This is a genomic window from Stenotrophomonas maltophilia group sp. Smal13, assembly GCF_030236855.1.
Taxonomy (GTDB): Bacteria; Pseudomonadota; Gammaproteobacteria; order Xanthomonadales; family Xanthomonadaceae; genus Stenotrophomonas; species Stenotrophomonas maltophilia_A.
In genome coordinates this window covers 1-14,427 of record NZ_JASJSQ010000115.1, presented here as the reverse complement: position 1 = coordinate 14,427, position 14,427 = coordinate 1, and the positions used below count along the sequence as shown (strand labels likewise).

At 66.9% G+C, this 14,427-nt stretch carries 11 protein-coding genes; 5 read left to right on the top strand and 6 right to left on the bottom strand.

What is annotated here, in order from left to right; all coding sequences use genetic code 11:
- Positions 1 to 44 precede the first annotated feature (44 nt).
- The 3 genes from QRO95_RS23060 (at position 45) to QRO95_RS23050 (ending at position 6,382) form a co-directional block, all read left to right on the top strand.
- Complete coding sequence (locus QRO95_RS23060; RefSeq protein WP_032130422.1) at positions 45 to 1,061, top strand: glucokinase family protein; 1,017 nt, start codon at positions 45 to 47, stop codon at positions 1,059 to 1,061.
- A 143-nt stretch (positions 1,062 to 1,204) separates the two neighbouring features.
- On the top strand, positions 1,205 to 3,913 hold the full coding sequence (locus QRO95_RS23055; protein ID WP_121504374.1) for a TonB-dependent receptor: 2,709 nt from the start codon (positions 1,205 to 1,207) through the stop codon (positions 3,911 to 3,913).
- 111 nt (positions 3,914 to 4,024) lie between these two features.
- Entirely contained in the window at positions 4,025 to 6,382 is a 2,358-nt protein-coding gene (locus tag QRO95_RS23050) for a beta-N-acetylhexosaminidase (RefSeq protein ID WP_285303576.1), read from the top strand.
- Positions 6,383 to 6,517: 135 nt separating this feature from the next.
- Here QRO95_RS23050 and QRO95_RS23045 read toward each other — a convergent pair whose 3' ends face one another.
- Together QRO95_RS23045 and QRO95_RS23040 are read right to left on the bottom strand one after the other, a co-directional pair.
- Positions 6,518 to 6,910, bottom strand: a complete 393-nt coding sequence (locus tag QRO95_RS23045) for a VanZ family protein (protein ID WP_285303575.1) — start codon at positions 6,908 to 6,910, stop codon at positions 6,518 to 6,520.
- Positions 6,907 to 8,091 carry a class I SAM-dependent methyltransferase gene (locus QRO95_RS23040; RefSeq protein WP_285303574.1) on the bottom strand — a complete coding sequence of 395 codons (1,185 nt, stop codon included), beginning with the start codon at positions 8,089 to 8,091 and terminating at the stop codon, positions 6,907 to 6,909. The genes QRO95_RS23045 and QRO95_RS23040 overlap by 4 nt, the downstream gene beginning before the upstream one ends.
- A 59-nt stretch (positions 8,092 to 8,150) precedes the next feature.
- Here QRO95_RS23040 and QRO95_RS23035 point away from each other — a divergent pair, with 59 nt between their 5' ends.
- Positions 8,151 to 8,888, top strand: coding sequence for a pteridine reductase (locus QRO95_RS23035; RefSeq protein ID WP_024957037.1), 738 nt, complete (start codon positions 8,151 to 8,153; stop codon positions 8,886 to 8,888).
- 31 nt (positions 8,889 to 8,919) lie between these two features.
- Here the strand turns inward: QRO95_RS23035 and folK are convergent, their stop codons facing one another.
- Positions 8,920 to 9,405, bottom strand: coding sequence for a 2-amino-4-hydroxy-6-hydroxymethyldihydropteridine diphosphokinase (folK, locus tag QRO95_RS23030; protein WP_285303573.1), 486 nt, complete (start codon positions 9,403 to 9,405; stop codon positions 8,920 to 8,922).
- A 92-nt stretch (positions 9,406 to 9,497) separates the two neighbouring features.
- Here folK and QRO95_RS23025 point away from each other — a divergent pair, with 92 nt between their 5' ends.
- Complete coding sequence (locus tag QRO95_RS23025; RefSeq protein ID WP_285303572.1) at positions 9,498 to 10,241, top strand: 20S proteasome subunit A/B; 744 nt, start codon at positions 9,498 to 9,500, stop codon at positions 10,239 to 10,241.
- Between the two features lie 178 nt (positions 10,242 to 10,419).
- On the opposite strand, the gene QRO95_RS23020 is transcribed toward QRO95_RS23025, so the two are convergent.
- From QRO95_RS23020 to QRO95_RS23010, 3 genes are read right to left on the bottom strand one after another with little or no spacing between them, the layout of a single operon-like run.
- Positions 10,420 to 11,931 (bottom strand): hybrid sensor histidine kinase/response regulator, encoded by a 1,512-nt coding sequence (locus tag QRO95_RS23020; RefSeq protein WP_071229507.1) that lies wholly within the window; start codon positions 11,929 to 11,931, stop codon positions 10,420 to 10,422.
- A gap of 4 nt (positions 11,932 to 11,935) precedes the next feature.
- Positions 11,936 to 12,376, bottom strand: a complete 441-nt coding sequence (locus QRO95_RS23015) for a response regulator (protein ID WP_285303571.1) — start codon at positions 12,374 to 12,376, stop codon at positions 11,936 to 11,938.
- Positions 12,373 to 14,190 carry an ATP-binding protein gene (locus tag QRO95_RS23010; protein WP_032130516.1) on the bottom strand — a complete coding sequence of 606 codons (1,818 nt, stop codon included), beginning with the start codon at positions 14,188 to 14,190 and terminating at the stop codon, positions 12,373 to 12,375. Before QRO95_RS23010 ends, QRO95_RS23015 begins: the two co-directional genes overlap by 4 nt.
- Positions 14,191 to 14,427 lie beyond the last annotated feature (237 nt).

Genomic DNA, 14,427 nt, shown 5'->3' with positions numbered 1-14,427 from the left:
CGCCCCCGATCCCGGGGCCGGCCCCACCTGCAGCAGGAGCCCGCGTGACCGCCAGCCACCCCGCCCCGGCCCATGTCCTGTCCCGAGTCGCGCCGACGTTCCTGGCCGCCGACGTCGGTGGCACCCATGTGCGCGTGGCCCGGGTCCAGGCCAGCGGTGATGCCGCCCATCCGGTGCAGGTGCTGGAGTACCGCAAATACCGCAACGCCGACCATGCCGGCCTCAGCGCGATCCTGTCCGACTTCCTCGGCGAAGGCCCGCGGCCCACGCATTGCGTGGTCGCCAGTGCCGGCTACGCCCGCGAGGACGGTACGGTGATCACCGCCAACCTGCCGTGGCCGCTGTCGGCGCGCCAGGTGGAAGCCGACGTCGGCCTGCAGCGGGTCTACATCGTCAACGACTTCGAAGCCGTGGCCTACGCCGCCGCGCAGGTTGACGCCAGTGGCGTGCTGCACCTGTGCGGACCGGAAACCGCCGCCCGCGGCCCGACCCTGGTGGTCGGCCCCGGCACCGGCCTCGGCGCCGCGCTGTGGATCCCTACCGCGCACGGCCCGGTGGTGCTCCCGACCGAAGCCGGGCAACCGACCCTGGCCGCCAGCACCGAACTGGAAATGGCCATCGTCCGCCACATGCAGCGCGACCGCGCGCACGTGTCGATCGAACACGCGATCTCCGGCCCGGGCCTGATGAACCTGTACCGCGCGGTGTGCGCACTGCAGGGCCAGGCGCCGACCCTGGCCAGCCCCGACGCGGTCACCGCTGCGGCCATGGCCGACAGCGATGCACATGCGCGCCAGGCGCTGGATGTGTTCTGCGGCCTGCTCGGCAGCACCATCGGCGACATGGCGCTGTTCTACGGCGCCCACGGTGGCGTCTACCTGGCCGGCGGCATCCTGCCGCAGATCCGTGAATACCTGCACGCCAGCACTTTCGTCGAACGCTACCTGCAGAAGGGACCGATGGGCGAAGCGCTGGCACGCATCCCGGTGAAGGTCGTCGAGCACGGCCAGCTGGGCGTGGTCGGCGCTGCCAGCTGGTACCTGCAGCAGTCGGCCGCCTGACACCGCAACAGGCTTCAACGCAATCGCAGCACGCAGTACGTGGCACGCCAACGCACGGGACTTCGCCGCCGCCCCGCGCATGTCATCGCAACCGTAATCGAACACCGCCGCCGGCATCCAATCGAGTGATGAGGAGAGACATCATGAACACCCGCAAGACCCTGCTTTCGGCCGCCATCGTCAGCTGCCTCGCCTTCAGCGCGCACGCGCAGCAGGCCACCCAGACCGCCACCGACCTGGATACCGTGCAGGTCACCGGCATCCGTGGTTCGATGGAAAAGTCGCTGGATACCAAGCGCGAAGCCAATGCGCGCGTGGAAGTGGTCACCGCCGAAGACGTGGGCAAGCTGCCCGCGCACAACGTCGCCGACACCCTGCAGCGCCTGCCGGGTGTGAACATCAGCTCGTCCAGCGCCGACGAAGGCGGCTTCGACGAAGCCGACCGTGTCAGCCTGCGCGGCACCAGCCCGAGCCTGACCCAGACCCTGATCAACGGCCATACCGTCGGCTCGGCCGACTGGTTCGTGCTCAGCCAGGGCAACAACGTCGGCCGCAGCGTCAGCTACTCGCTGCTGCCGTCGGAACTGGTGCGCTCGGTGGAAGTGAACAAGTCCTCGCAGGCCAAGCTGCAGGACGGCGGCACCACCGGCACCGTCAACATCCTCACCCGCAAGCCGCTGGAATTCTCCAAGCAGTTCACCGCAGAAGGTTCGGTCGGCATGGTGCGTTCGGACCAGGCCAAGTCGAACGACCCGCAGCTGTCGGCGCTGTTCAACTACAAGAACGATGAAGGCAACTTCGGCGTGATGGTGCAGGCCTTCAGCCAGAAGCGCGAGCTGCGCCGCGAAGCGCAGGAAGTACCGGGCGGCTTCTTCCAGATCGATCCGAATGGCACCGTGGCCAAGTCCAACCCGGACCTGGCCGGCGTGTACGCGCCGGGCCTGCTCGGCTCGACCCTGTTCGAACAGACCCGCGAGCGCAAGGGCGGCCTGGTGTCGCTGCAGTTCAAGCCGATGGACAACCTGACCCTGGGCCTGGAAGGCTTCAGCTCGGAACTGAAGGCGAACAACTACAACCGCAACTTCATGCTGTGGGGCGGCCGCATCCTCAACGACCGCACCGTTGAAGATGCCAATGGCAACAAGATCCTGATTCCGGGCCAGGCCCCCAATCCGGGTTACGTCGTCAAGGATGGCGTACTGACCAACGCCACCTTCGCCGGCCAGGCCGACCGCGACTACGCGGTGTACGACATGATCTACCGCGAGTCGAAGGCCAAGACCAACTACATCACCTTCGATGCCGACTGGCAGATCAGCGACAACCTGGGCATGAAGTTCCAGGCCGGCAACACCAAGGGCACCGGCGATACACCGCGCCAGTACATCGCTGAGGTCAACCTGGCCCGCGGTGGCGGCGCCAACTGGTCGACCCATGGCAACGGCTCGCCGATCGACTGGAACGTCGGTGGCAACATCGGTCCGGGCGGCGTGACCGACTTCGGCACCTGGGGCAACCAGCAGGTCACCGCGATCGACAAGGAAAAGTGGGCCACGCTCGATTTCAACCAGTACTTCGCCGATGCCGGCGTACTGAACTCGATCGATTTCGGCGCCCGCTTCGGCGACCACAAGCGCGAGGCCAAGTCGCCGGAAGGCGCAACCCCGGGCGCGATCTGGAATGCGCTGAAGAACGGCGCGACCGCCAACTTCCCCGGTGGCTTCGCCAACGGCATCGGTGGCAGCTTCCCGCGCGACCTGTGGTACTTCACCCCAGGTGCACTGAAGGATGCAGTGACCAACAACTCCACCTGGCTGTCCGGCAATGACGGCCCGACTGGCCGCCACAACTACGGCGCCGAATGGAAGGTGTCGGAGAAGAACTTCGCTGCCTACGTGCAGGGCAATTTCAGCGGCGACCGCTGGAGCGGCAACGTCGGCCTGCGCTACGTCAACATCAAGCAGGACATCGATACCTACGCGGCCGCCACCGGTTCGACTGTGCCGGACGTGAGCAGCCTGTTCGGTGCCTGGACCCGCCAGGCCTTCGAGAACAAGCACAACCGTGTGCTGCCGAGCGCCAACTTCAAGTACGACCTGCGTGACGATCTGGTGCTGCGCGTGGCTGCGTCGCAGACGCAGACTCTGCCGGACTTCTCGGCCTTGGGCGCTTCATCCTACGGTTCGGACCTGAACCGTACCGGCGGCGGCGGCAATCCGAAGCTGAAGCCGGTGGTGTCGACCAACTTCGATGCCAACCTGGAGTGGTACTTCATGCCGCGCGGCATGTTGTCGATCGGTGCGTACTCGATGCGCCTGAAGGACTACGTGGCCTTCAGCACCGAGAAGGAAATGCTGTTCAGCGAGCTGACCAACCGCCTCGAGGAATACAACATCTCCCGCCCGCGCAATGCCGACGGCAAGGTGCGCGGTATCGAAGTGGCCTATGAACAGCCGATCGGCGAGTACTTCGGCGTCAACGCCAACTACACCTACGCTGATGGCAGCACCGAGCACACCTGGGCCGATGGAACCGACAACCTGCTCGGCACCTCGAAGAACACCTACAACGTGGGTGCCTACTTCGAGAACGACACCTTCGGTGCACGCGTCAGCTACACGCGCCGCTCGTCGTTCCTGATCGGCCTGTCCGGTGCCAACCCGTACTACCAGGATGACTTCGGCACGCTGTCGGCATCGCTGAGCTACAAGGCCACCGACTGGCTGAGCATCAGCTTCGATGCGCTCAACCTCAACAACCCGACCTACAAGTACTACCAGACCGCGGCCATCCCGACCTCGTTCTACAGCAACGGCCGCCAGTACTACCTCAACTTCCGCTTCAAGTACTGATCCAGCGGCGGCAACATCGCCGAGTCGTGCACGCACGCCGGGCCTGGGTCATTCCGGGCCCGGCGTTTTTCATGTATAGCGTTCATCGCACCGTTCCAAGGAGTCGTTCCGATGGTCAAGCCTTCCCGCGCCCGGATGCGCAGCGCAGTGCTGCTGGGCAGCCTGCTCGCTCTGCTGCCGGCACTGCCGGCACTCGCCGCCGATCCCACGCCTGCCGCTGAAGCACCCGGCCCGCAGCTGCGCGCCGGCAGCCTGATGCTGATTCCCGCCCCCGGCAATGTGCAGGCCGGCCAGGGCAGCGGCATCACCGTTCGCGCCGACACCGTGCTGCAGGCCGAAGGCGAAGTCGCGCAGCGCGTCGCCGCCCAGTTCGCCGACCTGCTGGCCCGCAGTGGTGGCCCGCGCCTGGTCCTGGCCAAGGGCAAGGCTGCAGCCAAGACCGGCAGCATCCGCTTCCAGATCGTGCCCACCTTCCGCGACAGCGGCGAAAGCTACACGCTGGAAAGCACCGCGGAAGGCGTGCTGGTGCAGGCCGGCAACGAAACCGGCCTGTTCTATGGCGCGACCACCCTCGCCCAGCTCGCCACCGGCGGCAGCAACGGGGTGCTGCCAGCGGTGCAGATCCAGGATGCGCCACGCTTCAGCTGGCGCGGTTTCATGCTCGACTCGGCACGGCATTTCCAGAGCCTGGACGAGATCAAGCGCGTGCTCGACGCAATGGCTGCGCACAAGCTCAACACCTTCCACTGGCACCTCACCGATGACCAGGGCTGGCGCATGGAGATCAAGCGCTACCCGAAGCTGACCGAAGTGGGCAGTTGCCGCCTGCCGGCCGGCGACGGTGGCATCGATCCGGTCAGTGGCCAGGAACGTCCGTACTGCGGCTTCTACACGCAGGAGCAGATCCGCGAGGTGATCGCCTACGCCGCCAAGCTGCATATCCAGGTGATTCCGGAAATCGATGTGCCGGGGCACGCGACCGCAGCGATCGCCGCGTATCCGGAGCTGGGTTCGATCAATACCCCGCTGAAGCCGATCAGCGAATGGGGCGTGTTCCCGAACCTGTTCAACGTGGAAGACAGCACCGTCACCTTCCTCGAGAACGTGCTGGAGGAAGTGATCGAACTGTTCCCGGCCAAGTACGTGCACGTAGGTGGCGACGAGGCAGTGAAGGACCAGTGGGAAGCTTCGAAGCAGGTGCAGCAGCGCATGCGTGCGCTGGGCATCAAGGATGAGATGGCCATGCAGAGCCACATCATCAAGCGCCTGGAGACCTTCCTGGAGGAGCACGACCGGCGCCTGATCGGCTGGGATGAGATCCTCGAAGGTGGTCTGCCGCCGCAGGCCACGGTGATGTCGTGGCAGGGCACCGAAGGTGGCCTCGCTGCGGCCAGTGCCGGGCATGACGTGATCATGTCGCCGGTCGGCTACCTGTACCTGGATTACCTGCAGACGGCCTCGCCGAACGAACCGCCGGGCCGTCCGACCCAGGTCAATCTCGGCAAGCTCTACAACTTCGAGCCGGTGCCGGCCGAACTGGCCGCAGACAAGCGCGGGCACATTCTCGGCCTGCAGGCCAACATGTTCACCGAGCACACGCGCAGCTATGCGCGCCTGCAGCACAACCTGTTCCCGCGCCTGGCCGCTGTGGCCGAGACCGGTTGGAGCACGCCGGAACACCGCGACTTCCGCGATTTCCTCGCACGCCTGCCGGCGCAGCTGCAGCGCTACCGTGCCTGGGGCCTGGCCTATGCGCAGACCCCGTTCGAAGTAGGCGTGGACTACACCGATGATCGCGCGAAGAACACGGTGACCGTGTCGCTGGCCAATCCGCTGGGCTATGAAGTGCGCTACAGCACCGATGGCCAGCCGGTGAGCGCGCAGTCACCGCTGTACCAGCAGCCGCTGACGGCGCAGCTGCCCGCCGCCGTGCAGGCCGCCGCGTTCTACCAGGGCCAGATGCTGGCGGCGAAACCGACCATCGCCGCCTTCACCGCACAGTCGCTGCTTAGCCGCCGTAGCGATGAGCTGCTCAGCTGCGTGGGCAAGAAGGGTCTGGTGCTGCGCCTGGAAGACGATGGTCCCCGCGAAGGCAACCGTGCGGTGTTCAACGTGGACATCTTCCAGCCGTGCTGGCGCTGGCCGCAGGCACAGCTGGACGGTATCGGCAGCGTGGAAGTGCGTGCAGGTCGCATCCCGTACTACTTCCAGCTGGCCCACGACGAGCCCAAGCGTCGTTTCGAGAAGGCCAAGCGTGCCCACGGCGAGATGCAGGTGCGTCGCGGCGACTGCAGCGGCAAGGTGCTGGCTGAGGTACCGCTGCCGGCCAAGCCCGGTGCCGATGGCTTCGTGACACTGCGTGCAGCGCTGCCGAAGGGTACCCAGGGCACCGGTGACCTGTGCATCAACTTCACCGGCGACACGCGCCCGGCGATGTGGGTGCTGGATGAGGTCACGCTGGGGAAATGACGGCAGGTCTGTCCTGGTGGGTGCCGACCCTGGTCGGCACCCCGGGCAGTTCATCCACGCATGACGTGGATCTACGGATTCCATCCGCGCATGGCGTGGATCTACCGGTAGGTGCCAACCTTGGTTGGCACGCCTTCACCCGTGCCAGCGCAGCAGCAGGTCGCGCATCGGGGTCAGTGCGGTGGCCATGCCGGCCAGCACGCCAATGGTGTTGGCCAGCGCATCCATCGGGTCAGCCATGCGGTTGCTGGTCAGTGCGCCCTGCGCGAACTCGATGCCGATGCCCATCAGCACCAGGCCCAGGCCCACCCACAGCAACGGGCGGCCGCGACGGAACAGCTGCACCGCGCTGCCGGCGAGGATGAAATAGGCGAGGAAGTGCTCGCCCTTGTCGCTGTTTTCCGGCAGCGGGATCGGCGGCGGCGGGATCAGGCAGACCACGATCACCAACAGCACCGCCAGCGCCCACAGCACGCCCCACAGCCGCGGCCGCTGCAGCGGCTTGATCACCGGCAACGCGTGGCTCACAGGCGCCAGCTCAGGTCACCCACCTTGAACGCCGGCTCGAAATCGACGCCGCGCTGCAGGCCGATGGCCTGGAAGCGCTCGCCCATCTCGGTCGGCAGGGTCAACTTCTTCACCTGGTCGCGCAGCTGGATGCGCCCCACTTCATCGGTGCGTTCCTCGGCCAGCAGCAGCACCTGGTCCAGGCCGTTGCCAAGCAGGAAACTGGCCTGGCTGCAGTAACCGGCCAGCTCGAAACCGCCGTGCATGCCGGCCTCGGCCATCGCGGTGAAATCCACCGACGCCGTGATGTCCTGCAGGCCCGGCCAGCGATGCACGTCGTTGTGCACGTGGTGGCGGTAGAACGCACGCACGGTGCCATCGTCGCGGTCGTGCTGGTAGAACTCGCCGCGGTTGTAACCGTAGTCGACGAACAGCATCGCGCCACGCTGCAGGCCACCGGCGACCGCCTGCAGCCAGTACGGCAGCTGCGGCAGCACTTCGGAGCGGTAGCCCTCGGCGAAGGGCTTTTCCAGATAGCGCTCGATGTGGCGTACCGCGCCATTGAGCAGGATGTCGGCCGGCTGCGCGCCGCGGATGAAGTTGCCTTCGGCATCCAGCTCGACGGTTTCCTCGTAGACCTCGCCATCGCGGATCAGGAAGCGCGGGGTCGGCAGCGCGTCGATCACCTCGTTGGCAAACACCACGCCCTCCCAGTCCTCCTCGAACGGCCGGTCGACCCAGTCCACGCGTGCGGCCAGCTCGGCCGGCAGGTTCTGCTGCAGGCGCTGCTGCTGGCGCTCGCGCAGGTCGGCGCTGGGTTCGAGGATGGCGTAGCGCGACGGCAGCGCGTCCAGCTCGGCCAGGCGCAGCAGCACCGCTTCGGCGAAGGCGCCGGTACCACCGCCCAGTTCCAGCATCCGCGCCTGCGCACCCAGCTGGGCGAACACCGGCGCCAGCGCATTGGCCACGCCGCCCGCGAACAGGCTGCCGAGCTCGGGCGCGGTGGTGAAGTCACCGCTGCCACCGAACTTGCTGGCGCCGGCGCTGTAATAGCCCCAGCCGGGGGTGTACAGGCACAGTTCCATGAAGCGCGAGAACGGCATCGCCCCGCCCTGCGCAAGGATTTCGGCGCGCAGGGCGGCGGCCAGCTGGTCGCTGTGGGCCAGGGCATCGGCTTCGGGCAGGGGGAAGGTGGGCTGCATGGCGTCTTCGAATGCGGTGACAATGGTGCACAGGATAGCCGAGCCTTGGAGGACCCTCGATGAGCGACACCCACCCCGTGGTCCTGATCACCGGCAGCGCGCGCCGGATCGGTGCCGCCATCGCCCGCCAGTTCCATGCCTGTGGCTGGTCGGTGGTGCTGCACGCCAACACCTCCAGCGCGGAGCTGCAGCAGGCCGCGTTCGATTTCGACAACGTGCGCCCGGGCAGCGTGCTGGCCCTGCAGGCCGACCTGCGCGACGCCGACGCCCTGGCCGACCTGGTGGAGCAGGCCGTCACCCACTTCGGGCGACTGGATGCACTGGTCAACAACGCCTCCAACTTCTTCCCCACCCCACTCGGCCAGGTCACCGCCGAGGCGATGGACGAGCTGTATGCGGTCAATGCGCGCGCGCCGCTGCTGCTGTCACAGGCGGCGGCGCCCTACCTGCGCCGCCAGCAGGGCTGCATCGTCAACCTGACCGACCTGCACGGCACCGACCCGATGCGCGACCACATCGCCTACACCATGGCCAAGGCCGCGCTGGAGATGGCCACCCGCTCGCTGGCGCTGGAGCTGGCGCCGAAAGTGCGGGTCAATGCGGTAGCGCCGGGGGCGATCCTGTGGCCGGAACAGGGCAAGGACGATTTCGCCCGCGAAGCGCTGCTGGCACGCACGCCGCTGGCACGGATCGGCACGGTCGAGGAGATCGCCGAGGCGGTCTACTGGCTGGTGGCCGAAGCCAGCTTCGTCACCGGCCACACCCTGCGCGTGGATGGTGGGCGCACGGTCAGTTGAGGTAGTGCCGGCCGCTGGCCGGCAACCTCCGTCATCCGAGGTCCACCACCTCGAACGCCTCGCCAAACTGTCTGTGCGCACGCCACAGCGTGGCCAGGTCCTGGCCGCTGACCGGGTCGATGAAGTCCGGCGCAATGTCGGCCAGCGGCTTCAGTACGAAGGCGTGCTTCAGCTCCGGGCGCGGGATGCGCAGGTGGCCAGGGCCCTCCACCACCAGGTCGCCGTAGAACACTACATCGATGTCCAGGGTCCGATCGGAGAAGCGCGGCCCGCTGCGGTCGCGGCCGTGCGCGTCTTCCAGCGCATGCAGCCAGTCGTCCAGTTCCTGCAGCGGCAGGTCGGTTTCGATCGCCACCGCATTGTTGAGGAAGGCCGGGCCATCGAAGCCGACCGCAGCGGTACGGTAGGCGGGTGACACCTGCAGCGCGCCGAAGCGCTCGCGCAGGGCCGTCACCGCGGCGTGGAGGTAGCGGCGGGGCTGGACGTTGCTGCCCAGGCTCAGGAGCACGGTGGTCATGCGGTTCAGGTGACGGCACTTGGGGGGGCGTGGACATGCCGTCGTCACGGCGGCCTGCCTACAATCCGGGACGCACATGATAGGGCACCGACATGACCTATTGCGTTGGAATCGAGGTGGACGAGGGCCTGGTCTTCGCCGCCGACACCCGGACCAATGCCTCGCTGGACGATGTGCGCGTGCACCGCAAGCTGCACGTGTTCGAGTACCCCGGCCAGGCAGCCTACGTGCTGATGGCGGCTGGCAACCTGGCCACCACCCAGCTGCTGGTGTCGCGCCTGGGGCGCGATGCCGGCGAACGGCGCACGCCCAACCTGCGCGACATGGCCCATCTGTTCGAAGCCGCCGAGTACGTCGGCCAGCTGCTGGTGGACAGCCAGGTGCACAGCAGCCACAGCGAACACGCCCATGACGGGGTCAACACCCAGGCCACGCTGATCTTCGGCGGCCAGATCGCCGGCGAGCGTCCCGGGCTGTACATGATCTACCCGCTCGGCAACGCCATCGCTGCTTCGCCGGAGACGCCATACCTGCAGATCGGTGAGTCCAAGTACGGCAAACCTATCCTCGACCGCATCCTCAGCCCGGCCACACACCTGGAGGATGCCGCGCGTACGGCGATCGTCTCGCTGGACTCCACCATCCGTTCCAACCTGTCGGTGGGCCTGCCGATCGATCTGGCGCTGCTGCGCGACGGCGAGCTGCGCATCGGCCAGCAGCTGCGGCTGGGCGCGGATTCGGCGTTGTATGCCGATATTCACCAGAACTGGTCGCGGCGGCTGGAACAGGCGGTGGACGCACTACCACGGTTCCCCTGGGAAACCCTGGACCGGTAGTGCCGGCCGCTGGCCGGCAACCGCAGTGATCCCACTGCACGGCGATGCCGGCCAGCGGCCGGCACTACCGCGGCATCAGCCCAGCGCTTCGGCCACCGCGCGAAACACCTGCTGCATCCGCAGCGGCCAACACCAGCCACGCATCGCCAGGGAAACCGGGGACCGGCAGTGCCGGGCATCAGCCCAGCGCTTCGGCCACCGCGCGGAACACCTGCTGCATCTGCAGCGGCTTGTGCAACACATGCACCTCCACACCGGCCGGGAACGCGTCCGCCGCGACTGGCACCGCCGGATCCTCCAGCACCAGCGCCGGACCGCGGTAGCCAAGCGTGGCCATCTCGCCCAGCAGCTGGCTGGCCGGCAGCAGTTTGGAGCCGGCATCGGCAATCACCAGCGCCGGCATCGCCTCCTGCTGCATCCAGCGCAACGCCGCCGGGCCATCGGAGGCCAGCTGCAACTGGTAACCCTGGCTGGACAGCGCGTTGCCGAGCAGCGACAGGCGCGTGGCTTCGCCGTCAACCACCAGGATCGACTGGCCACTGCCCAGCGCCACCAGCTGCTCGATCGGCTCGCTGCCATCGATGGCCTCATGCATCGGCAGGCGCAGCTCGAAGCAGGTGCCCTGCCCCGGCTGGCTGTTGACGTGGATGCTGCCACCGGCGCCTTCAACGATGCGCTTGCAGGAAATCAGCCCCAGGCCGGTGCCATCGGCCTTGGTGGTGAAGAACGGATTGAACAGGTGCGACAGCGTGTCCGCATCCATGCCGATGCCTTCATCGGCCACGCAGATCTGCATCCAGTCCACGCCATCGCGCTCGCCGGCATGGCTGGCAGTCAGGCTCAGGCGCCCGCCGTTGGGCATCGCCTGAATCGCGTTGAGCGCCAGGTTCAGCATCACCTGCTGCAGTTCGGTGTAGTTGGCGTCGACCACCAGACCTTCGTCCTGCACCTGCAACTCCAGGCGCACCGCATCGGGCACGTTGCTGCGCAACAGCAGCGCCACCGCATCGAACAGGCCATCGATCTCGATGCGCTCGCTCGGCTTGCGCGAGCCGCGCACGAACGACAGCATCGACTCGGCCATCTCGTGGCCACGGCGGCCGCACTCGGCGATGACATCGGCCAGATGGTGCAGCTGCGGATCCTCGGTGCGCGCCTTCAGCAGGTCCGGCATGATCAGCAGCGGCTGCAGGATGTTGCGCAGGTCGTGGCTGAGGCCGGCGGCAAGCAGCGACAGGCTTTCCAGGCGCTGCGCGCGCATGAGTTCGGTTTCCACCCGCGCGCGCTCTATGGCGCTGCGTGCATCGCGGATCGCACGCGCCACCGCCGACGGCAGGCGCGCCGGCAGGTGCTTGATGATGTAATCGTTGGCGCCCTTCTGCAGCGCCGCCACCGCGTTCTCCTCACCCATGGTGCCGGAGACGAAGATGAAGGGCACTTCCGGTGAGGTCTCGCGCACGATGCGCAGCGCGTCATCACCGGAGAACCCCGGCATGCTCAGGTCGGACAGCACGATGTCCGGCTGGAACGCGACCAGTGCCTGGCGCAGTTCGGCCTCGCTTTCGACGCGCTCGAAACGGGCCTCCAGGCCCGCGTCGAGCATCTGTTCGGACATCAGCTCGGCATCTTCCGGTGAGTCCTCCACCAGCAGGATGCGCAGCGCCCCCAGGGCGGGACCGGTCAGGGGCATGGGCTCACTCGAGTTCCGGTGCCTGGTTGATCAACGCCCAGAACTTGCCCAGGGTCTGCACCGCGCCGAAGAACTGGTCCACGTCCACCGGCTTGACCACATAGGCGTTCACGCCCATGTCCCAGCTGCGGGCCAGGTCGCATTCCTCGCGCGAGGACGACAGGATCACCACCGGCAGGCGCTTGAGCTCTTCGTGCTCGCGGATCTGCCGCAGCACCTCCAGGCCATCCATGCGCGGCATCTTGATGTCCAGCAGCAGCACCGCCGGCAGGCCTTCCTCGCGGTTGGCGAAGGCACCACGGCGCAACAGGTAGTCCATCACTTCCACGCCATCCTCGACGTGCACGATGGGGTTGGCCAGACGCGCCTCTTCCAGGGCGTCGATCGCCATTTCGGCATCAGCCGGGCTGTCTTCGGCGAGAAGAATGGTGCGCAGAGTGGTCATGCAGAAGGCCCTTGTTTGTCCGCATCGATCGCGGGAGGCAGGTAGAAGTGGAAGGTGGCGCCGACGTCCGGTTCGGCCTCGGCCCAGATACGGCCGCCATGACGGGTGAGCACGCGGCGCACGCTGGCCAGGCCGATGCCGGTACCCGGGTAGTCGCTGGCCTTGTGCAGGCGCTGGAAGACACCAAACAGCTTGCCGGCGTAGGCCATGTCAAAGCCTGCACCATTGTCGCTGACCGTGAACTGATGACCGCCGTCAGGCTGCGGCTGGTAGTCCACGCGGATCTTCGCTGGTTCGCGGTTGCCCGAGTACTTCACCGCGTTGCCGAGCAGGTTCAGCCAGACCTGGCGGATCATGTTCTCATCGCCCACCACGATCGGCAGCGGCGCGATGCTCCACTCCACGTGGTGCGCATGGCCGCTGTTCTCGGCCTCGGCCTGCAGGTTGGAATCGAGCATGGCGCGGGTATCGGCCACCAGCGACTGCATGTCCACCGCCTGCTGGCGCATTGCCGCGCGGCCCAGCCGCGAGTAGACCAGCAGGTCGTCGATCAGTGCCGCCATGCGCCGCGCCGAACTGGAGATCACCTCCAGGTAATGGCGGCTCTTGTCATCGGCGGCGTCGCCCAGATGGCGCGACAGCTTGTCGGAGAAACCGGCCACGTGGCGCAGCGGTGCGCGCAGGTCGTGCGACACCGAGTAGCTGAAGGCTTCCAGTTCCCTGTTGACCTCGGACACCTGCGCAACCTTGCCTTCCAGCTGGCGGTTCAGTTCCTCCACCCGCAGCTGCACGGCACGCTGCACGGTGACGTCGCTGACCGTGAGCAACACCACTTCGTCGTCGGTGTCCGGCAGCGGCATGCGCCGCGCGTTGAGCAGCATGTAGCGCACCATGCCATCGGCGGCGCGCTGTTCATGCTCGAAGTCCCACAGTTCGCGGCCGCGCAACAGCACATCGGACAGTCGCTGGCGCATCACGGGGTCTTTCCATGCACCGTCGCCGACAGTGTCCAGCAACAGGCCATCGGCGCGTTCATCCTGCAGCCCGTACAGCTCGGCGAAGGCAGGGTTGTGCAGCTGCACACGCAGGTCGCGGTCGAGCAGCACGATCGGCTCACGCACGGTCTGCAGCACCGAGGCTGCACGCGCGGCCGAACGCAGCGACTGTCGTTCGGCATGCAGGCGGCGACCGATCTGCCGCTGCAGCAGCCACAGCACCAGGCCAAGCAGCGCCAGCTGGATCACCAGCGAACTCCACGACACCAGCTCGGTCTGCTTGCGCTGGCGTGCGGCCTGCTCGGCGCGCTGTGTCAGCAGCTTCTGCTCGCTCGCCTGCAGTTCCTCCACCAGGCCACGGATCGGATAGCGCGTGCTCAGGTCCTGCACCAGCTCGCGCTGATCACTGTTGGGTTCGGACTTTGCCAGTTCGCGGGCAAGCGCCATGCGCCCTTCCAGCATCGACTCGATACGGCCGATGCGGATCAGCTGCTCAGGATTGTCGCGGGTCATCCGGCCCAGTTCAGCCAGGCGACCGGGAAGGTCATTGGCTTTGGCCATGCGCTCGCGCAGGCCAGGCGCATCCACACCCTTGGACAGGGTCAGCGCAGCTGATTCGACATCGCGTACATCGGCCTGCAGCTGCTGCAGGGCCACACCCACGGCCTGGGTATGATTGACCCAGGCCATCGCATCTTCGCTGTCCTGCTGCAGTTGGCGCAGGGTCAACCACGGCACCACGATGATCGCTGCGGCGGCCAGCGCCAAGGCCGGCAACCGCCAACGGTCCCAGATGTCATCACTGAAAACCAGCGCCATAGTTCCTCGTCAGCACAGCCGCGGGGCGTAGGCCGATACCGGCCCGGCTGCGGCGGAACGGGCAATATAGCGCAGGCGGTCACAACTCTGGAGTTTCCAGCCTGGTTGGCTGAACGGGTTCGGAATCCGGTGCTGTAAAGCCGAGCCCACGCTCGGCTGCAACCCAAAGGGCAGTCGAGCAAGCTTGTATGTTCCTCCCGGCTCCTACGAGGTATGTAGGAGCCAGGGTGGAGGGAC